Annotated in this window: 19 protein-coding genes; 10 read left to right on the top strand and 9 right to left on the bottom strand. The window is 68.8% G+C overall.

All coding sequences use genetic code 11. The features are described from left to right. Positions 1-184 precede the first annotated feature (184 nt). Positions 185-478 (bottom strand): hypothetical protein, encoded by a 294-nt coding sequence (locus FHX37_RS23225; RefSeq protein WP_211351798.1) that lies wholly within the window; start codon positions 476-478, stop codon positions 185-187. A 522-nt stretch (positions 479-1,000) separates the two neighbouring features. Between FHX37_RS23225 and FHX37_RS10445 the strand changes: the two genes are divergently transcribed. Then, complete coding sequence (locus tag FHX37_RS10445; protein WP_246062230.1) at positions 1,001-2,116, top strand: serine hydrolase domain-containing protein; 1,116 nt, start codon at positions 1,001-1,003, stop codon at positions 2,114-2,116. 498 nt (positions 2,117-2,614) lie between these two features. Here FHX37_RS10445 and FHX37_RS10450 read toward each other — a convergent pair whose 3' ends face one another. From FHX37_RS10450 to FHX37_RS10465, 4 genes are all read right to left on the bottom strand, one after another. Next, the gene (locus tag FHX37_RS10450; RefSeq protein ID WP_141923723.1) at positions 2,615-3,862 is read right to left on the bottom strand and encodes an MFS transporter; all 1,248 of its coding nucleotides are present in this window, start codon (positions 3,860-3,862) and stop codon (positions 2,615-2,617) included. A 5-nt stretch (positions 3,863-3,867) separates the two neighbouring features. Next, the gene (locus FHX37_RS23865; RefSeq protein WP_281288314.1) at positions 3,868-4,194 is read right to left on the bottom strand and encodes an acyl carrier protein; all 327 of its coding nucleotides are present in this window, start codon (positions 4,192-4,194) and stop codon (positions 3,868-3,870) included. Continuing rightward, positions 4,094-4,339 (bottom strand): hypothetical protein, encoded by a 246-nt coding sequence (locus tag FHX37_RS23550; protein ID WP_246062231.1) that lies wholly within the window; start codon positions 4,337-4,339, stop codon positions 4,094-4,096. The genes FHX37_RS23865 and FHX37_RS23550 overlap by 101 nt, the downstream gene beginning before the upstream one ends. A gap of 479 nt (positions 4,340-4,818) precedes the next feature. Continuing rightward, entirely contained in the window at positions 4,819-6,111 is a 1,293-nt protein-coding gene (locus FHX37_RS10465; protein ID WP_141923725.1) for an NADH:flavin oxidoreductase/NADH oxidase family protein, read from the bottom strand. Between the two features lie 94 nt (positions 6,112-6,205). Here FHX37_RS10465 and FHX37_RS10470 point away from each other — a divergent pair, with 94 nt between their 5' ends. Next, positions 6,206-6,796 (top strand): TetR/AcrR family transcriptional regulator, encoded by a 591-nt coding sequence (locus FHX37_RS10470; RefSeq protein ID WP_141923726.1) that lies wholly within the window; start codon positions 6,206-6,208, stop codon positions 6,794-6,796. A gap of 71 nt (positions 6,797-6,867) precedes the next feature. Here the strand turns inward: FHX37_RS10470 and FHX37_RS10475 are convergent, their stop codons facing one another. Further along, positions 6,868-8,469, bottom strand: coding sequence for a succinic semialdehyde dehydrogenase (locus FHX37_RS10475; RefSeq protein ID WP_141923727.1), 1,602 nt, complete (start codon positions 8,467-8,469; stop codon positions 6,868-6,870). Between the two features lie 120 nt (positions 8,470-8,589). Beyond that, positions 8,590-9,504 (bottom strand): acetoacetate decarboxylase family protein, encoded by a 915-nt coding sequence (locus tag FHX37_RS10480; RefSeq protein WP_141923728.1) that lies wholly within the window; start codon positions 9,502-9,504, stop codon positions 8,590-8,592. 84 nt (positions 9,505-9,588) lie between these two features. On the opposite strand from FHX37_RS10480, the gene FHX37_RS10485 reads away from it, so the two are divergent. The 5 genes from FHX37_RS10485 (at position 9,589) to FHX37_RS22820 (ending at position 11,878) form a co-directional block, all read left to right on the top strand. Beyond that, positions 9,589-9,891, top strand: coding sequence for a hypothetical protein (locus FHX37_RS10485; RefSeq protein ID WP_246062232.1), 303 nt, complete (start codon positions 9,589-9,591; stop codon positions 9,889-9,891). A 402-nt stretch (positions 9,892-10,293) separates the two neighbouring features. Then, positions 10,294-10,500, top strand: coding sequence for a hypothetical protein (locus tag FHX37_RS23555; RefSeq protein WP_246062233.1), 207 nt, complete (start codon positions 10,294-10,296; stop codon positions 10,498-10,500). 139 nt (positions 10,501-10,639) lie between these two features. Beyond that, on the top strand, positions 10,640-11,464 hold the full coding sequence (locus FHX37_RS10495; protein WP_141923729.1) for an SDR family oxidoreductase: 825 nt from the start codon (positions 10,640-10,642) through the stop codon (positions 11,462-11,464). Between the two features lie 52 nt (positions 11,465-11,516). Beyond that, entirely contained in the window at positions 11,517-11,735 is a 219-nt protein-coding gene (locus FHX37_RS10500) for a hypothetical protein (protein WP_141923730.1), read from the top strand. Continuing rightward, positions 11,732-11,878, top strand: coding sequence for a hypothetical protein (locus FHX37_RS22820; RefSeq protein ID WP_170181551.1), 147 nt, complete (start codon positions 11,732-11,734; stop codon positions 11,876-11,878). Before FHX37_RS10500 ends, FHX37_RS22820 begins: the two co-directional genes overlap by 4 nt. Positions 11,879-12,128: 250 nt before the next feature. On the opposite strand, the gene FHX37_RS10505 is transcribed toward FHX37_RS22820, so the two are convergent. Next, positions 12,129-13,283, bottom strand: coding sequence for a winged helix DNA-binding domain-containing protein (locus FHX37_RS10505; protein WP_141923731.1), 1,155 nt, complete (start codon positions 13,281-13,283; stop codon positions 12,129-12,131). 56 nt (positions 13,284-13,339) lie between these two features. Further along, a complete protein-coding gene (locus FHX37_RS10510; RefSeq protein WP_141923732.1) occupies positions 13,340-13,891 on the bottom strand; it encodes a CGNR zinc finger domain-containing protein in 552 nt (183 codons plus the stop codon). Between the two features lie 81 nt (positions 13,892-13,972). Here FHX37_RS10510 and FHX37_RS10515 point away from each other — a divergent pair, with 81 nt between their 5' ends. The 3 genes from FHX37_RS10515 to FHX37_RS10530 all read left to right on the top strand — a co-directional run bounded on the left by FHX37_RS10515 (position 13,973) and on the right by FHX37_RS10530 (position 18,085). Beyond that, positions 13,973-14,548, top strand: coding sequence for a mycothiol transferase (locus FHX37_RS10515; RefSeq protein WP_211351799.1), 576 nt, complete (start codon positions 13,973-13,975; stop codon positions 14,546-14,548). Further along, complete coding sequence (locus FHX37_RS10520; protein ID WP_141923733.1) at positions 14,545-15,762, top strand: MalY/PatB family protein; 1,218 nt, start codon at positions 14,545-14,547, stop codon at positions 15,760-15,762. The genes FHX37_RS10515 and FHX37_RS10520 overlap by 4 nt, the downstream gene beginning before the upstream one ends. A gap of 829 nt (positions 15,763-16,591) precedes the next feature. Then, positions 16,592-18,085 carry a SulP family inorganic anion transporter gene (locus FHX37_RS10530; RefSeq protein WP_141923734.1) on the top strand — a complete coding sequence of 498 codons (1,494 nt, stop codon included), beginning with the start codon at positions 16,592-16,594 and terminating at the stop codon, positions 18,083-18,085. The last annotated feature ends 370 nt before the right edge of the window (positions 18,086-18,455 follow it).

Here is an 18,455-nt window from a genome sequence, read left to right on the forward strand (position 1 = left end):
CGGGCACCGGGTGATCGTGGAGACGGCCGCTCCACGCGGACGGCGTGGAGACGAAATGGAGACAGGAAGATGTCTCAACGGGGCTCAACGGCGCCGAACGGCTCCCAATGAGGGCCTCTGACCTGCGAGTCCGCATATCGGTCCAGGTCGGCTAGAGCACCGTACTACCTTGACACGGTAGAGGTCACTGGTTCGAGTCCAGTATCGCCCACCAGCAACATCGCAGGGCAGAGGCCGCTTCGGTGGCCTTTTCCTTTTTTGGGACGATCGCCGTGGAGGCGATCCTGCTCCTTTGCCACCACGGGGACTTCCACGCACACGGCGCTCGGTAGTACTCACCGAGCCGCAGAGCCGTCTCCAGGATCCACTGGCACTCGGCCGGTTTCAGCGCCTGCAGGCTCTGGCGCCAACGCGCCTCCAGCGCGCTGCGCATCTGCTCCTTCATCGCCGGCGTGACGTGCTCGTAGACATTGGCCATACCGGGCATCCGGTGTCCCAGCCGGGCGGCGCGGCCCACCTCGGGGATACCGTCATCAGCCAGCCACGCGCGGTGGGTGTGCCGACCTTCGTTGAACGTGAAGCCCGGGAGGATAGGCGAAGGATATAGGTATCCAGGTAAGAGCGGTATTCGGCCGCAGTATTGTCGGCCAAGCGGACCTGTGCCCACCACTGGTTGGCGAACTCCCCGAAGGTGATCTCCTGTTCCCTGGGCTCTGTCCAGGTCCCGGCGCGGACTTGGGCCTCCTGTTCCTGTCCCCAATCCAGTGCGGCAGTTTTCGTCTCGAAGCCGCCCCGAAGCCCAAGTGCCGTCAAGGCACCAAACCAGCTGTGAGGCACGCTCTAGCCGCCCCCACAAACCTCGGGTCTGGCACCCCCACAAACCCCGGAGGGAAGCGGGCGGATCCCAGGGGTTGGGCTAGGGCATTCCCGGATGCGCCCGCTTCCTCCGCTTCGTCAGGCTGGCCGCGACGGATCGTCCACGAAGATCGAGGAGGTCGGGATGAAGCGTGTGTCCCGGGTGCTGGTGACCGCGACGACGGTGTTGGCCGTGGCCGCGGCGCCGGCCGTTGCCACCGCCGAGTCAGAGAGTAAGGATCGTCCGGAGCTGCAGAGCCGACTGGACGACCTCGTGGCCGCTGGGGCGGTGGGCGCGCTGGCGGAGGTGCGTGACGAGCATGGCGTGTGGCGCGGCACCAGCGGTGTCGCCGAGCGGGACACGACGCAGGAGATCCCGGTCCAGGGCCGGTTCCGGGCGGGCAGCGTGACGAAGACGTTCCTCGCCACCGCCATTCTGCAGCTCGTCGACGAGGGGCAGCTGCGGCTGGACGACACAGTCGAAGAGTGGCTGCCCGGAGCCGTACCGAATGGTGACGGCATCACCGTGCGCCAGCTTCTCAACCACACCAGCGGGTTGTACGACTACCGGAGAACCCTCACGTTGCCACCGGATCCGGAGTTCCTGAACAACCGGTGGCGAACCTGGACCGCGAACGAGCTGGTCGGACGCGCCGTGGCGAACCCCCCGACGTTCGAACCGCCGGGTTCGGAGTACGAGTACTCCAACACCGGCTACGTCTTGCTCGGCCAGATCGTCGAGAAGGCCACCGGCCGGTCGTACGGCGAGGAGATCGAGCGGCGGATCATCCAACCGTTGCGGTTGAATGGCACCACGATGCCGGGAGAGTCGCCACGGATGGACGAGCCGCATCCGCACGGCTACGTGCCAGCAGAGTGGGGCGGCGAAACGCACCTCGTCGACTTCACCGAGATGAACCCGTCGGTGTTGGGAGCGGGTGGCGAAGTGATCTCCACGACGAAGGACCTCAACCAGTTCGTCGCCGCACTGCTCGACGGCCGCCTGCTGTCGGATGACCAGCTCGACGAGATGACGACACCGGCTGTGGAGGGCGAGACGTACGGGCTCGGGCTGGCCTGGCGGGACACCTCGTGTGGGGTCCGTGTGTACGGCAACGACGGCGATGCCCTGGCGTACCAGTCCTGGTCGTACTCGACGGAGGACCAGCAGCAACAGGTCACGATCGCGCTCACACCAGACTTCAGCGGTGACCCCGACGACGCAGCGGACGCGTTCCTGGAAGAGGCCATCTGCGGCTGACCGCGGCCGGGGTGGTGTAGGAGAGGGGGACGCGGCGGCATCTTGCCATGGGGCCTGCTGATCCTGGGCAGCCTCGCGTCCCTCGCGGCCAACATCGCCGTGGCCGACCCAGCGGTCTGGTCCCGGGGGATCCACGCGTGGCCGAGCTTCGCCCTGAAGAAACGCCTGCGAAGGCGAAGAATGCACGGATGCGGACGCTGGTACAGAAGACGTACAGGACCGTGATTGGGGAGACTGCACGTGGTGGATGGGGGCGGTGTAGCTCCGGCGCTCGGCATTGCAGGCCCTGGGGAGTTGGTGTTCCGCGCATCCAGTCGTGTCGAAGAACGCCGAGAACATCCGCTCCACGTTCAAACGCCTGCCCAGCCGTGGCATCCTCCTCGGGACCGAGCCGGGTTTGTTCACCCAGCCGCGCCCCTAGCCCAGCACAGATTCCCTGACCAGCCCGCCCTGTCCAACCCCTCCGACGAAGGGGACATCAACCCACGAAACGCCCTCTCAGCGGTCGGACAGGGCGCGGAATGCCGGAAGCGCCACGGCGATGCTGACGAAGGCGATGCCGGTGGCCGCGAGGATGCCGATGAAGGACCCGCTGGCACCGGCCACGGCCCCGCCGAGGGCGATCCCGGCGGCGGATCCGGCCGTATTGGCCGCGCCGCCCCAGCTCTGTGTCTGCGCCCAGTTCTCCGGTGGGCTCATTCTGTCGAGGAGGAGGAAGGTGAGAGACATGAGCGGCACGACGAACAGTCCCACTGCCGCGAGCAGAGCCGTGATGGCCAAGAAACCGGGCTCTGGCAGGAGGAGGAGCAGGAGGCCAGCCTGGAGCAGGGACAACGCCACGAACTGCACGCTGGGTCGGGCCCGCCAGGAGACGGCCGCATAGACCAGGCCGCCGACCAGGCTGCCGGCGCTGAGAACGGATAGGGCGACGCCCACCGGGGCGATGCTCGTCTGGCGCTCCACGGTCAGCTGGATCAGACTGGACTCGATCATTCCTAGCGGAAGTGCCGACAGCGCGATGGCCGCCACGAACCAGATCACCGGCATCCTCCGGCGTCGCAGGGGAGAGGCGTAGTCGGCATCGCGCCCGGCCGTGTCCCGCTCGGAGGGCCCGTCCTCCGCACCGGTTCCGCCCTCCGCGGTCCCGGCCAGGGGTTCCCTCAGCCGTTCGCCCGCTGTCGCCAGGAAGCCCCCGGTCCCGACGAGGACGAGCGCGGCGCTTCCCGCGAAGATGACGGCCGGGTCCCAGAGCACCGTGCCCAGCGCAGTCAGGGTCGGACCGGCGATGAAGATGATCTCCAGCGAGGTGGCGTCCAGGCTGTAGGCCGTGTTCAAGGAGGTCGACGGAAGGGTTCGTTTGAGCGTCAGGCGGGTCATCGCGGTCACCGAGGGGATGGTTCCGCCGGCCGCCGCCGCCAGGACGATCAGCAGCACCGCCGGCGCGTCCCCGGCGTACACCACCCCGGCCAGCACCAGCAGCGTCAGGACCTGAGCCGCCGCGAAGCAGGTGATGATCCGGGGTTTGGGTGTCCGGTCGAGCAGCCTCCCCTGTAGCGGTGCGGCCATTGCCGTGCATAGCGAGGCCACCCCCGTCACGGTCCCGGCCAGCGCCAGTGACCCGGTCGTCTTCTGCACGCCGAACAGCAGGGCCTCGAACACCAGCCCCAATGGAAGCCGTGCCACGAACGACCAGAACAGGACCGGCCTGATCGCGCGTTCGGCGGCGATTACGCGGAGGGGGTGCATGTCGGTCATTCTTCGCCCTTCGCGGACGTGGGCGACGCCTCCGGGCCGAGGACGGCCGCCAATTCGGCAAGCGACTTCGCGTCGAACAGCGTACGCATCGACGGCCGTACCCCGAGCCGCTCGCCGAACCGGTTTGCTAGGACAGCCGCCGACAGCGAATTGCCCCCAGGGGCAGGAAGTCGTCGCCGGCTCCGAGGCCGTCGATGTTCAGCACGTCCCGGCAGTCCTGGATCACCTCCCGTTCCGCCCGGGTGCGACCCTCGGCGCCCTTCGCGGGTCCCTTGCCGGACCGGGACAGGGCGGCAGGAGGTCGGCGGCGCCGCGGGCCAGATCCGACGGGGCGGCCTCGTCGGCGAAGTAGGCGGCCAGGAGGATCCCCGACGCCTCGTCGTCCTCGACCACGACGGCCGCCTGGTCCACCGCGGCTGCCGCGCCAGGACCGCCCCGATCTCGTCCAGCTCGATGCGATGTCCGCATACCTTCACCTGGTGTTCGTCACGCCCCAGCACCTCGAAAGCGGCTGTCCCGACGGAGGCGGGCGAGGCCGCCGGTCAGGTAGAGGCGCCCGCGTCCGCCGACGGCGTCGGGCTCCCGAACGTTCAGGAATGTCACAATTTCACCTGGGCCGCCGAGGAGCCCTCCGAAGGGATCTGAGCCCGGGCGATCCTGGGTTCACACGAGGGGCGGATTCCCCTGTGGCCTTTCATCGTGGCCGACAGGAATCTGTACACGGGGCAGAACCCGCAGTCCTCGGGGAGACTGGCCGAGCGACTCGTCGCCGGTGTCGCTGCCTCGTCCTCGACGTGACCCTCCCTCCCGTGAGTCGTCGACGCCTCTTCGGACACGGCCCACCGCTGAACGCGGTGCCGCGGCTCTGGCACTCGGCCATCGCCCGACAGTGATGGCCGAGTGCCAGAGCCGGTTCGTGGAGACAGGGACATACTCGGTGCTCCCTGTCAGGAGGTCCTTGACACCCGGTGGCGCGACCGCGCGGGTCGGTTCGCTGTCGCGGCGCCTCGTGACGTGAGCAGCCAGGCGCGGTAGCGGCGCAGGGCTCGCCGCTGGCGGAGCTGTTCGGAGAGTAGGGCGTACGCCGGGTGGGTGCCGGGTCTGGGAGACCGTCCGCGGGAGAGGCGCCGCATCTGGTGGCGGACCAGCGCCATGCTGGCGGCCGAGGCCAGGGCCTTGTTGGACCAGGTCACCGGCCGCATCGACCGGTCGGCTTCGCGGCGGTCCCGCCAGCGCAGAGGCAGGTCCGGGGTGACGGCAAGAGAGGTGCCCATCCCGATGAGATCCACGCCGTTGGCGAGGACCCTGTCGGCGGTGGCGCGCCGGGTGATGCCTCCGGTGAGCATCAGCGGCAGCGGGCTGGTCTCGACCATGTCCCGGGCCAGGTCCAGGAAGTAGGCTTCCCGGGCCTGCGTGCGCTCGTCGGCGGAGCGCCCGGTCATCGCCGGGCTCTCGTAACTGCCGCCGGACAGTTCCACCAGGTCGACGCCGAGCGGTTCGAGCATCGCGATCACCCGGCGTGCGTCGTCCACGTCGAACCCGCCGCGCTGGAAGTCGGCTGAATTGAGCTTCACCGCGACAGCGAAGGACGGAGCGACGGCGGTGCGGACCGCACGGACCACGTCCAGCAGCATCCGCGCCCGGTTCTCCAGCGACCCGCCCCAGGCGTCGGTGCGCTGGTTGACCAGCGGGGACAGAAACTGCGACAGCAGGTAGCCGTGCGCGGCGTGAATCTCCACCCCGTCGAATCCGGCCTGCTCGGCTCGGGAGGCCGTGACCGCGAACCGCTCCACGGTGTCCCCGATCTGCTCGGGGGTCATGGCGACCGGGCGTCCGAAGTTCTTGCTGAGCCGGCCCAGGTCGACGCCCACCGCGGACGGGCCCCACGCGACGCCGGGCATGTTGGCCTGGACCTGGCGGCCTGGGTGATTGATCTGCATCCACACCGCCGCGCCGCCGGAGCTGGCTTCCTGCGCCCATGCGGCGAACGGTTCCAACGGGGCGGCCTCGTCGAGCACCACACCGGCGGGCCCGGTCAGCGCCTCGGCGTGCACCATGACGTTACCGGTGATGAGCAGCCCCGCTCCGCCCGCCGACCAGCGCCGGTACAGCTCCAGCAGTCGATGGTCGGGCAGCTGGCCCTCGCCCGCCATGTTCTCCTCCATGGCCGCCTTGGCGATCCGGTTGCCCAGAACCGTCCCCGAGCGCAGGTGCAGGGGTGAGTACAATCCGCCAGTCATCGGAACCGCTTTCTCTCTCAGGTCCGTTACAATGTACGCATTGCTTACATTAGAGGGAGGATGTGAGCACTGCAAACATTAGGGAGTGTGATCCGTGCCGCAAGCGAAGAGCAGTTACCACCACGGCGACCTGCACGCCGCCTGCCTGCGCGCGGCCCGGGACCTGCTCGAAGAGGACGGCGGAGCCGCGCTGTCCCTGCGGGCGGTGGCGCGGCGGGCCGGGGTGTCGGCGACGGCCCCCTACCGCCACTTCTCGGACCGTGAGGCGCTCGTCTCCGCGGTCGCGGCCGAAGGGTACCGAGAGCTCGCCGAACACCTGGCCTTGGCGAACGCATCGCCTGAGACCCCCGACGATCTGGCCGGAATCGCCGTCGCCTATGTCCGCTTCGCGCTGGAGCGACCGGCGCTGTTCCGGACGATGTTCGCCGAACCCTGCGACCCGGAGCACGAGGAGCGGGTCGCCGCTACCGCCGCCATCTGGGAGTACGTCCACGGCATCGTCCACGGTGTCTTCCCCGACTCCGAGCCCGAGACGCTCTCCACCGCGGTGTGGTCCCTGGTCCACGGCCTGGCCTTCCTGCACCTAGACGGCAAGCTCGACGCCGCAGACCCCGACAGGGTCGCCGACCGGGTCCGCTCCACCGTCCACGCGCTGTTCGCCGCCACGGCGGTGCCGCGGGCGTAGGGACGCCCGCGGGCGACACCGGCCGGCCTCCGGCCCGGTGCCGCCCGTCCTCCGTGGTCACCGCCCCCGGCTCAACGCATGCCCATGCCCTTCATCCGCTTCAGCGCGACGGTCAGGGCCTGCGCCCACGTGCGGTACGAGACCCCGGCGGGCGGTGTGAACCCCAACAGGCGCTGGTGGGCGACCGTCTGCGGCTCGGTGTACTTCAGGATGCCGTCGGCGCCGTGGCGGCGGCCCAGCCCTGAGTCGCCCATGCCGCCCATAGGCGCGTCGATACTGCCCCAGGCGGCCGCGAAGGCCTCGTTGACGTTGACCGTACCGGCATGCAGCCGGGCGGCCACCGCACGCCCCCGGGCGCCGCTACGACTCCACACGCTGGCGTTGAGCCCGTACGGCGTCGCGTTGGCCCGGGCGATCGCCTCGTCGACGTCCCGGTACCGGTAGACCGACACGACCGGCCCGAAGGTCTCGTGGTCGTACAGCGTCATGTCCGGGGTAACACCCGTGAGAATGGTCGGTTCGTAGAACAGTGGCCCCAGGTCCGGCCTCACCCGGCCGCCCGCCAGGACGGTCGCGCCCTTGTCGACGGCGTCCTCCACGTGCGCGGTCACCGTATTCAGCTGGGACGGGTGGGTCAGACTGCCGACGTCGTAGCCGTAGTCGTACCCGGCTCCCACCCGCAGTTCCCTGGTGCGGGCGGCGAACGCGGCGACGAAGCGGTCGTAGACCGCATCGGCCACGTACATCCGCTCGATGGACACGCACAGCTGCCCGGCCGAGGGGAACGCCGCGGCGATCGCCCCCTCCACCGCGCGGTCGACGTCGGCGTCGTCCAGGACGACCATGGCGTTCTTGCCGCCCAGCTCCAGGGAGGCCCCGATCAGGCGCTCACCTGCGTCGCGGGCGATCTGGCGCCCGCTCGCGGTGGAGCCGGTGAACATCATGTAGTCGGCGTTGTCCATGAGTGCACCGCCGAGGGAACTCCCGCGACCGATCCCCATCTGCCACACGTCGGTGGGCAGTCCCGCCTCGTGCATCAGGTCCAGGGCCCACAGCGCGGTGAGAGCGGTCTGGGTGTCGGGCTTCTGGACGACGGCGTTGCCCGCCATGAGCGCGGGGATCGCGTCGCCCGCGGCCATGCTGAGCGGGTAGTTCCACGGTGAGATGACGGCGACGACGCCCTTGGGATGGCGCAGTTCGGTGGTGTGGGTCAGCAGCGGGATCGCGCCGCGGCGGCGCCGGGGCGATAGCATCCCGGCGGCGCCGCGCGCGTAGTACCGGGCGGTCAGCGCGATGTCGGTGACCTCCAGGAACGCGTCGCGGCGGGTCTTGCCGCTCTCGGCCTGCATCAGGTCCAGAGCCTCGTCGCGGCGTTCGATGACCAGGTCGTGGAAGCGCAGCATGATCCGCTTGCGTTCGCGCAGCGGGGTGGCGGCCCAGGCCTTCTGGGCTGCGCGGGCCCGCGTGAACGCCGCTTCGACGTTCTCGGGCGTCGAGACCGGCAGGTCGGCCAGCGGGCCACCGGTGTACGGCGCGGTGGTGGTGACCCGCACGGCGTCCGGAGTAGCCGCGACCCGTGCGGTCAGCCGTCGGAGCAGGACCGGGGTCAGCGTCGGCGGCAATCCGGGGGCGCGGACGGCCTGCGCTGTTCGGGTGCTGGGTTCGGTGGTCATGGCAGTGCTCCGCGGTGTCTTTTCGGGCGCTGGAGCGTCCGTGGTCGTCACGGACCGGGGCGTCCCGGTTCCGGTCGCCGGCTCGGTGTCGGTCATCGCTGCCTCCTTCGGTTTCCCGCGCTAGCGGTTCCGGATCGAGACCGGGACCGGCATGTGCAGTGCGGCCTGGCTCTCGGTGGTGACGTCGAGCTGGATGGTCCGGATCGGGTCGAGCGAGCGCAGGTCGTCGGTCAGGCGGCCGTTTCCGGACTTGAGAACCAGGTCGCGCGGTGAGCGCGTTCCTCCCGTCGAGAGCACGTTGGTCTGGTTCAGGATCGAGTGCCAGGCGCCCTCGATCGACGTGTAGGAGGTGAGCGTCGAGACTCGTTCACCGGACGGATACGTGGTCTGAGCGGGTGTGGACACCGACAGGCTCAGGTCGTCGCCACCGGAGTCGTTGGCCACACGTGCGGTGGCTCTGTTGGAGTCGATATCGACGTCGAGTTCGGTGACCCATTTGGGGAAGCCGTAGCCGTCGTGGCCGCGGACCTGGGCGATGTCACTGTTGACCGGCAGGGACAGTACGTAGGCGTGGAGGTCGTCGTTCTTGAGGCCGGAGGCGAGGTCGACGAACCTGAGCCGACCGTGCCGGGCGGGCCGGACCGGAATCGCGACGGCGGCCTCGGTGTAGAAGTCGATGTCGCACACGTCGTAGCGGAAGAACATGATCGAGGCCAGCCCGAGGCCGGGCGCGATTTCCAGCGGGTCCAGCTCCGCGGGCAGGCGGGAGCGGAGCGCGCGGGACCGGGCGAGCATCGTGACCCGGGCAGTCGAGACCCGATAGTAGAAGTTCGGCGTGAGCGTCGGACCGATCGGTGATTCGACCCTGGTCTTGGGCAGCCGACGGAAGAAGTCGACGCTGCTGACGCGGGGATCGCGGGCGACCTCGTCGAGATCGGTGTCCATGCGGTAACGGTCGTACAGGCCGCCCTTCGGGACCGCGAGCTTGCGGCCGCCCAGATCGACCTCGACCGTGTCCTGCTGGGTCGATGGCATTGGTGTCTCCCTCGCAAAATGTATGCGGCGCTTACATGAGACTAAGATGGTCATGTGTACACTGTCAACAATGAGGAGGGTCACATGCTGCGACGCAACGTCCCAGCTCGGGAGCCGAGCAGACAAAAGCCACTGTTCGAGCGGCCGAGCTTCTCCGTGATCCCGATCGCTCTGGACGCGGCCGACGTGCGGCTCTCGGCCCGCAAGGGCAGCGTGCGTGCTCGGGGCAGGGGACGTCTGGGCGGCAAGGACCGCACCGTTCCCCTACACGCCCAAGCCCGCACCACCCTGGAGGAACTCCTGGGCGAGCCCGGCCGGCCCGCCAAGGCCGCTGATCCGCAACCGCGGGCGGCGCCCTGTCCACCCGGGCGGGCAACGCGGCGGTGAGCGTGCTGGGGCTGCGGCAGGGATCGGCCCAGCCGACGACGGCCACGTACTCATTCGCCTCGGCGATCCACCGATACCGGCCCCTGAACCGTTCGCCGAGCTGCAGCGAAGCCCTCTGGCCTTTCCCCGGAACCCGATCAGGGCGCCCCCGCATCCCTACAGCCTTGCTGAGCTGGTCCGCGAACTCGGAATCCCGGGGATACGGGTGCGTACCGCGGCTCTGCACCAGCTCGTGCTCCAAGTTCCCGCGCCAGTGACCGCACAGGCTTTGGGGTTCCACGACAAGACCACGACACAGGTCCTCACGGAAGTCGGCCACTTCCTGCATCTAGAGGCCCCGAGGTAATCATCCCGTCCCTGCGAAACAGGGGCCACTGCTCGTCGGTGAGATCGCCTCGTGCCATGGACGATGCTCTACCAAGACCGGACTCCGGACAGGATCTAGCCCAGGGCCTGCAGCCGCTCAACGTCGTGGCCTACGGTGCGCTCGCTGACGTCGAAACGTTCGGAGAGTTCGCGGCCGGCCGCTCCCGGCGGACCTGCAGCAGTGCCAGCAAACGGAGGAGCCTCGCCGAGGTGTCCATCATAGAACCATTCTCCGCGCTCTAGCGGACAGGATCCGACCGCAATTCTCGCTAGCTTCGGCAGCGCCAGATCGCGAACCGAGATGGAAACACCCCATCATCCCTACCTGGACCGCGAGGCGCTAGGACCCGGTTCCGGACACCGACAACCCTAGGGAGAAACCATGACCATCCTCGTAACCGGCGCTACCGGTAATGTTGGGCGCCCACTGGTAGAGCAGCTGCTGGCCGAGGGGCACAGCGTCCGTGCCCTGACCCGCGACCCCGCACAGGCCGGCCTGCCGGCAGCGGCCGAAACTGTGGCGAGCGATATCGCTGACACCTCGACCTTGGGCGAGGTGTTCACCGGGATCACCGCGGCCCACCTCATCAGCTTCGGCGGCGACGACTACGCGCCGCTGCCTAACGGACCGGAGATCATGGAGCTGGCCAAAAAGGCGGGCGTCCGCAAGGTCACCGTGCTGAAAGGGGACATGGACCACACCGAGCTGGACCAAGCGGTCGAAGCGAGCGGTGCGGAGGGCACCTACCTGCTTCCCAGCGAGTTCATGTCCAACATCCTGGAGTGGGCGGACACCATCCGCGAGGAGGGCGTGGTGCGCGAAGGGTTCGCCTCCGCCAAGAGCGCAATGATCCACGACTCCGACGTCGCCTCGGTGGCAGCGGCTGTACTCACCGGTGACGGCCACGCGGGCGAGGAATACCGGATGACCGGCCCCGAGGCGCTCACCCCTCCGGACAAGGTGCGCATCATCGGTGAGGTCTTGGGTCGCGAGGTGCGCTACATCGAGCTCAGTCAGGACGAGATGGTCGCGCAGTGGCGCGAGGAGGGCTTCGGCGACTCCGATATCGAGTTCTTCCTGATGATGAGGACTAACCCGCCCGAGGCCGGATACACGGTACTGCCTACGATCCAGGAGGTAACCGGCCGCCCGGCCCGCACCCTGACCGACTGGGTGCGGGAGAACGCGGCGCGGTTCGGCGGCTAGGACGCCCTGGCGGACACCGCCCTCGAGCGGCTCTCCAACATGGTGCACGAGGATGGGGGCGCGGATAGTGACCGGAGGGCCGCTCGCGGAGGAGGAGACCGATACGCAGCAGAACGCCGCGCCCACCGTCACGTTCGTCAACAGGGCCGCTGTGAAGGGGCCCGGGGAATTCGAGCGCGCTCTCGGGCAGGTCGCGGACTTCATGGCGGCGCAGTCCGGCATTCTTGACTACACGCTCTCCCAGGATGTCGGAAACCGAACCGCTATGTGAACGTCGCGCTGTGGGCGAGTGTCGAGGCGCTACGCACCGCTGTGAGGCACCCGGACTTCACAGCGCACGTATCCGAATTACGGCGGCTCGCCGACAGCGACTCCGAAGCCTACGTCGAGCGCGTGCGCCGGGATCCCGAGTAGCGATTTCCGGAGCGACGCGCGGTCTGCCCCGCAGGCGAGTACTACAGCCGACTTTGCTATGTGACCTGGACGGATACGCCCAGCTGAGCCCGCATGTGGAACCAGCGGGCACGTGCTTGATGGCGACGTCGCCATAGCGACCGCGCCAGGCCGTGCAACAGCGGCCTGCGCACTGGCCACACCTCGCTGAGCAGAGATTTGACCCCGGCAGCAGTCAGGGGAATCACTCCGATCTCACGCGGGGCCCTTCTCACCGAGGAGGCGCAGGGCGAGCTGAACGCTTCGGCCAGCAGCTCCACGGCGTTCCCGGCGGCCAGGCCTCCTCCAGCGGCTGGAAGTGGATGTCGTGCGCGTGTGCCTTCGCCGCCAAGAACCGCAACAGCCGCACGCCCTCGTCGACCGCCTGCTCCTCCTCGTCGGGGGCCAGCGGGTCGAAGAGCCGGACGATCAGGGTCGCGCGGTCATCGTCGTGGCGAATCCGCCAGAGCCCGCGTACGAACCCGTCGACCGACACGGCGGCCTCGAGGAAGGTGTGCTTGCGCTGCTCCTCGGTGACGATGCGGCGACGGTCGTGATAAGCCAGCAGCACATTGTCCAGTGGCGCCAGGAACCGGACGGGCGCCGGGACGTCGGGCCCCGGGCGCGGGGCGTCAGGAAGGTCGAACAACTCCCGTCCGCTGTCGTCGCGGAATACGCGCAGCTGCGACCGCAGACCGTCGACCACCTGCCGGAGACGGGTCAGCCCGCTCCACGCCTGGATGTCGCGGGTCGTGGCCGGCCCGAACGCGGCGAGGTAGCGCAGGACCAACCGCTCCGCCGAGGGTTCCTCCACCAGCGGCCGACCGATCCACTCGCTGGCGAGGAGGAACGGGGTCTTGCCTCGCCACTCCCAGGTGCCGTCGGGCGGCGGGTGCACGACCGGCATCAGGAACTGGACCGAGCGGGCCAGCGCCACAGGGTCGCGTCCGGGCCACCGCGCGGCGAGTGCCCGCCCCAGCTCCGGCCGCGTCATCGTCTCAGTGCCGATGAGGTTCTCAGCGGCCGCCATGAGGTCGGCCAAACCCAGTTCCGCAGTGGTCTTTCCGAAGGCGCTGCGCTGGAGCCGCTCCAGCATTGGACGCAGGAGCGGACGCAACCAGAGATAGTCGTCGGTCGTCACGATGTGCTGGGTGCCGCGCAGCAGCGAGCCACACACCGCCTCCCGCTCGTGCAGCAACCGTTCCAGATCGCCGCTGCCGAAATCGATAATGCGCGACCAGAGCCCGATATAAGGTGGTTCGGGATCCTGAGCGTTCAATCCGACCAGATGGTCGATCACCTCGAGCGCGGTGGTGTGGCGCCTTTCCAACAGCAGTTGCCGCTCCAGGGTCGCGCGGTTGAGGCTGCGTAGACTCAAGGTTTCCATAGGCGCCTTTCACCGATGCGCATCGGTCTCGTCCAGCCTTCCCGGCCTCAAGGAACCTACCGCGTGCTCGGTGCCGTGGTGCGCTGACGCCGACGGTAATTGGCTGCGTTGATCCGGTTGCCGCACTCGGCCATCCCGCACCAGCGGCGCGGTTTTCCACGGGAGGAGTCCACGAAGAGCCGGGTGCATTCCGGACGCGCGCACTCGCGCACCCGTTCAATGTCCGAGCCGCCGAGGAGTTCGATCGCGTCCCTGGCGACGGCCGACAGCACCGCCTCGAGCGGGCCGCTCCTGCGGACTCGGTACCGCTGGTCGAGATCGACCCTGGGGGGAGCAGCAGCCGCGGCCGTGCTGAGCAGTTCCACGTCCTGTCGGTCAGCCGTAGCCGACCAGCCACTGGCCAGCCGGTAGATCGTTTCGCGCAGCTCCTTGCCCTGCCGCAGACCGGAGTCAACCACCTCGGGTGGTTCGTCCACCAGCGCTGCCTCTACCGCCCACCGCCCCAGATCCGCGGGCTCCGCCAGCAACTCCTCGGGTTCACCACGCCGCCACTTCAGTGTCCCTGCCAGGTCCAACGATGACCGGCCGCTCACGAAGACGGATCCCATATCACCATCTTGACAGGTGACGATGCGAGCGAACAAACTGCAGTCACTGTCTAAACGGTTACGGCACTGAATGGGCTGCGAATGCCTCAGACCTCTCCAGAACACGACGCCGTCGGAGCGGCGGACACGGACGACGCCGGGTCCCGCCAGAACGAAGACACCGCCATGGAGGAGTTCCTCTACTTCGTCGACCGCGCGCTTGCGGGAATGGTCGAGATCGCCAGGCAGCTCGGTGATGACCTCGTCAACCGCCGACCCGCCCTCAAAGGGGCCAACTCGGCGTTCGGGCTGACCACCCACTGCCTTGGCGTGGTCGACTACTGGGTGGGAGCGCTGGCCGCTGGCCGCGTCGTGCACCGCGACCGGGAAGCGGAGTTCCACGCGACGGGCACGGTGGCGGAGCTCGTTTCCCGGGTCCAGGAAAGTCAGCGCCAGCTTCGCCTGGACCTGGAGCACGTCGCACCATCGGCGCCCGCCCGCGGGGATCCGCCCTCGGGGTTCCTCGGACCGCAACGAGCTCTCACCCAGGGAGGAGTGCTGCTACACGTGCTGGAGGAACTCAGCCAACACCACGGACAGTTGGAGGTCCTCCGCGATCTGCTCACCGCTCACTCCCAGGGCACGCCCCACTCGTTCGGCCCCGAGGCAACCCGATGAATGCGACCGGCCCGCACACCAACCGTCCCGGCAGCCTCGACGCGCTCGACTGGGACTGGCTTCGCGCCAGACCGGGGGCCAAATGGCACCGCGTCGAACCTGACGTGCTTCCCGCATGGGTAGCGGACATGGACTTTCCCGTCGCCCAGCCCGTTCGCGACGCGCTGCACCGGTTCATCGACGGTGCGGATATCGGCTACCCGGACTGGCCGCATGGCAGTCCGCTACGCGCCGCGTTCACCCGGCGTATGCACGAGCGTTACCACTGGAGTCCCGACCCTGGGCAGGTCCGCGAATTCACCGATCTCATCCAGGCGCTCCAGGTGGTGCTCCATCTGGTGACGGAACCTGGCGACGCCGTGGCGGTCCACACTCCGAACTACCCGCCTTTCCTCGGCACCGTCACGCGCATGGAGCGTCGCCTGGTCCCGATCCCGATGCTTGACACGCCCTCGGGATGGCGCTTCGACCCGGAGCACCTCGCCCGGGAGGCCGCCGCCACTCGGTGCCGGACGCTGCTGCTGGTCAACCCGCACAACCCGACCGGGCGCGTGTTCACGCGCACCGAGCTGCAGGAGATCGCGGATACCGCGAGACGCAACGACATGCTGGTTATTTCGGACGAGATCCACGCTGATCTCACCTACCCCCCGAACCAGCACATCCCGTTCGCTTCTCTGGACACCGACACCGCCTCCCGTACGGTGACCCTCACCTCCGCGACCAAGGCGTTCAACCTCGCCGGAACCCGCTGCGCTCTGGCCCATCTCGGGGCCGAGAGCGTGCGCGCCGCCTACGACGCACAGCCGCCCGACATCTTCGGTGCCGTCAACACGGTCGGCGTCGAAGCGGCACTGGCCGCGTGGGAGAGAGGGGGGCCGTGGCTCGACGCCGTGGTGTCCCACCTCGACGACAACCGCCGCCTCGTCGCGGACGTGTTCGCCGAACAGCTTCCCGAGCTCGGTTACCACCTGCCCGAGGCGGGCTACCTGGCCTGGCTGGACTTCCGCGCCCTCGGACTGGGGCGTGACCCGGCCGCCAAGCTCCGCGAGTACGGCCGCGTAGCACTCAGTCCCGGCCCGGAGTTCGGACCTGGCGGAGAAGGGTTCGCCCGCCTCAATTTCGCCACATCGCGCACGGTTCTCCAGAACATCCTCGAACGCCTGGTCGCCAGCATTCCGAGAATCCAGCACGAAACGGCGACAAACCCATGAACCTCGGTGCCTCCGGCGCGGGAAGAGAAGACGACGGTTGTGGTGACCCCAGCGAGTTCACTGTTCGAGTTCGCGTAGGACCAGGACGGATTTGGCATGGGACCACAGATGAGCGCGTGGAGCTCTTAGGCCGGTAGGGAACCGTCGTCACCGCGGTATTCCAAAACCCTGTGCCAGGGCTCGACCGAGATGGATCGGTCCGGTGTTCGCCCGCACGGACGCAGGTGGCCGGCACCGATCCTGCGCGTCAACGGCGAACGTCCAGCCGGGCACGCCGGAGAAGAACGCCGCGGTTCCGGGCAGACCGCGGGACTTGAGGTCCATCCAGCAAAACGCGTTCGGACGGTGGGCTGCGATCGTCACCCGCTGGCGCTCCTCGAGCGTGCGGAACGGTGATACGCGGCCGCTATCCGTCTCGGCACTCCGTTTCCCAGCGCTTCCCCGTGGCGCACCGTCCGGCTGCCGTCCGTTCCCCTCCGCTGCGGACGCGCGCAACGTCCGACCGGCGGGATGTGGGCAGGCTCTCGCACGCGAAGGGTGATCCCAACCCTCACGTAACTGTAAGCTTTGAGGGCGCCGAGCCCACGCGGCTCGCGCCCCTTTTTCTGCCCCGATACCCCCGTCCCACGGTGCATCGCCGCCGTGGGCCCGCGGCAACGGCGCCGCTGACAAGGGGACGGCTCGCATGCGTATGCGGCCGACCCGGGGGCGGCCGGGGACCCCGAATCATCGGCATCCGTTCGTCGCGCGCTGATGCGTGCCCGGAGCGGGGGTGCAGTGCCCTCGCCCGGCCACAGTGTGCGCACGCAGCTCCTACGAGATTGGTTTCATGACTGCCCAGCAGACCAAACCCCGCCGGCGCCTTCCGATTCCGCCGCTGTCCGTTTCGAGGTTGCGCACCGAGAGCCTCGCCGGCCTCGTCGTCGCCCTCGCCCTGATCCCCGAGGCCATCTCGTTCTCGATCATCGCCGGCGTCGACCCCCGCGTCGGACTGTTCGCCTCCTTCGTCATGGCGGTGTCCATCGCCTTCCTCGGTGGGCGCCCGGCCATGGTCTCGGCAGCGACCGGGGCCATGGCGCTGGTCGTCGCGCCGCTGGCGCGCGAGCACGGCGTCGACTACCTGCTGGCCGCCACCATCCTGGCCGGCGTCTTCCAGGTCGTCCTGGGGCTGCTGGGGGTGGCCAAGCTGATGCGGTTCGTCCCGCCCAGCGTCATGACCGGGTTCGTCAACGCCCTGGCCATCCTCATCTTCATGGCCCAGGTGCCGCACTTCGCAGGCGAGGGCTGGCCGGTCTACGCCCTCATCGCGGGCGGACTGGCGATCATCTTCCTGCTGCCGCGCCTGACCACAGCGGTGCCCGCGCCGCTGGTGGCCATCATCGTGCTGACCGGCGTCGCCGTCGCCTCCGGGGTCAAGGTGCCCACCGTCGGCGACATGGGTGACCTGCCCTCCAGCTTCCCGGTCCCGTTCCTTCCGGACGTGCCGCTGAGCATGGACACGCTGCGCACCGTCGCCCCCTACTCCCTGACGCTGGCGCTGGTGGGGCTGATGGAGTCGCTGATGACCGCCAAGCTGGTCGACGACGTCACCGAGACCCGTTCGTCCAAGGGCCGCGAGGCCCGCGGCCAGGGGCTGGCCAACATCATCACCGGCTTCTTCGGCGGAATGGCCTCCTGCGCGATGATCGGCCAGACGATGATCAACGTGCGCTCCGGCGCCCGCACCCGGCTCTCCACGCTCATGGCTGGGGTGTTCCTGCTGATCCTGGTGGTGGTGCTGGGCGACGTCGTCGCCGTCATCCCCATGGCCGCCCTCGTCGCGGTTATGGTGTTCGTGTCCATCACCACCATGGACTGGCACAGCATCTCCCCTGCCACGCTGCGGCGGATGCCCTGGACCGAGACAGCCATCATGGTGATCACCGTCGCGGTCGTGGTCGCCACGCACAACCTCGCCATCGGCGTGGTCGTGGGCGTGCTGGCCTCCACGGCCCTGTTCGCCCGCGGGGTCGCCGACCTCTCCAGGGTGACCAGCGTGCTCGACCCCGAGGGCGGGGTGCGGTTCTACTCCGTGCGCGGCGACCTCTTCTTCGCCTCCAGCAACGAGCTGACCGCCCAGTTCAACTACAGCGAGCAGGGCGTGGACCGGGTGGTCATCGACCTTTCGTACGCGCACATGTGGGACTCCTCGGCGGTGGCGGCGCTGGACCACGCCGTGGACAAGTTCGCCAAGCACGGCATCACCGCCGAGATCGCCGGTCTGAACGTCCCCAGTGAGGAACTGCACAACGACCTCTCCGGCACCCTCAACTCCGCGCACTGATTCGCCCCCGCCCGGTTGCGGCGCCCTCCGCGACCGCCGCAACCGGGTGCGCGCGTTCCTCAGCGCGAGAGAACCAGGGCGTCCGTCGCATCGTCACCGTCGCGGCGCTTGCGCACAGCGGCACGTAGCTCTGCCCGACGGCGGAGAGCTGCGTGTCCCGGGAGTACTGGGCGAGTGCCTGGGGACCCGTGGGGATGTCGGCGCCGCCACAGGCCGCGCAGGTGACGTGATGCCCGCGCCGTTGCGCCGTCCTTCGAGGTTCCCGGCTTCTCGCAGGAGGGGCATGTCATCCGGCGGGGCATCGTGGCTCTCCCCACCGCGGCAGCTACACAGAGCGCCGCCGACCGATCTCGCCTCTCACGTCAGGGCA

It is taken from the genome of Haloactinospora alba, assembly GCF_006717075.1.
Taxonomy (GTDB): Bacteria; Actinomycetota; Actinomycetes; order Streptosporangiales; family Streptosporangiaceae; genus Haloactinospora; species Haloactinospora alba.

Excerpts from the sequence above, each read along its gene's own strand:
- FHX37_RS10480 (WP_141923728.1), bottom strand. The coding sequence starts at position 9,504 with ATGCCATCGACCCAGCAGGACACGGTCGAGGTCGATCTGGGCGGCCGC.
- FHX37_RS10445 (WP_246062230.1), top strand. The coding sequence starts at position 1,001 with ATGAAGCGTGTGTCCCGGGTGCTGGTGACCGCGACGACGGTGTTGGCC.
- FHX37_RS10500 (WP_141923730.1), top strand. The coding sequence starts at position 11,517 with ATGGGGGCGCGGATAGTGACCGGAGGGCCGCTCGCGGAGGAGGAGACC.
- FHX37_RS10505 (WP_141923731.1), bottom strand. The coding sequence starts at position 13,283 with ATGGAAACCTTGAGTCTACGCAGCCTCAACCGCGCGACCCTGGAGCGG.
- FHX37_RS23555 (WP_246062233.1), top strand. The coding sequence starts at position 10,294 with ATGGACGATGCTCTACCAAGACCGGACTCCGGACAGGATCTAGCCCAG.
- FHX37_RS10475 (WP_141923727.1), bottom strand. The coding sequence starts at position 8,469 with ATGACCACCGAACCCAGCACCCGAACAGCGCAGGCCGTCCGCGCCCCC.
- FHX37_RS10495 (WP_141923729.1), top strand. The coding sequence starts at position 10,640 with ATGACCATCCTCGTAACCGGCGCTACCGGTAATGTTGGGCGCCCACTG.
- FHX37_RS10520 (WP_141923733.1), top strand. The coding sequence starts at position 14,545 with ATGAATGCGACCGGCCCGCACACCAACCGTCCCGGCAGCCTCGACGCG.
- FHX37_RS10465 (WP_141923725.1), bottom strand. The coding sequence starts at position 6,111 with ATGACTGGCGGATTGTACTCACCCCTGCACCTGCGCTCGGGGACGGTT.
- FHX37_RS10530 (WP_141923734.1), top strand. The coding sequence starts at position 16,592 with ATGACTGCCCAGCAGACCAAACCCCGCCGGCGCCTTCCGATTCCGCCG.
- FHX37_RS23550 (WP_246062231.1), bottom strand. The coding sequence starts at position 4,339 with ATGCGGACATCGCATCGAGCTGGACGAGATCGGGGCGGTCCTGGCGCG.
- FHX37_RS10510 (WP_141923732.1), bottom strand. The coding sequence starts at position 13,891 with ATGGGATCCGTCTTCGTGAGCGGCCGGTCATCGTTGGACCTGGCAGGG.
- FHX37_RS23225 (WP_211351798.1), bottom strand. The coding sequence starts at position 478 with ATGGCCAATGTCTACGAGCACGTCACGCCGGCGATGAAGGAGCAGATG.
- FHX37_RS10485 (WP_246062232.1), top strand. The coding sequence starts at position 9,589 with ATGCTGCGACGCAACGTCCCAGCTCGGGAGCCGAGCAGACAAAAGCCA.
- FHX37_RS10515 (WP_211351799.1), top strand. The coding sequence starts at position 13,973 with ATGCCTCAGACCTCTCCAGAACACGACGCCGTCGGAGCGGCGGACACG.
- FHX37_RS10450 (WP_141923723.1), bottom strand. The coding sequence starts at position 3,862 with ATGCACCCCCTCCGCGTAATCGCCGCCGAACGCGCGATCAGGCCGGTC.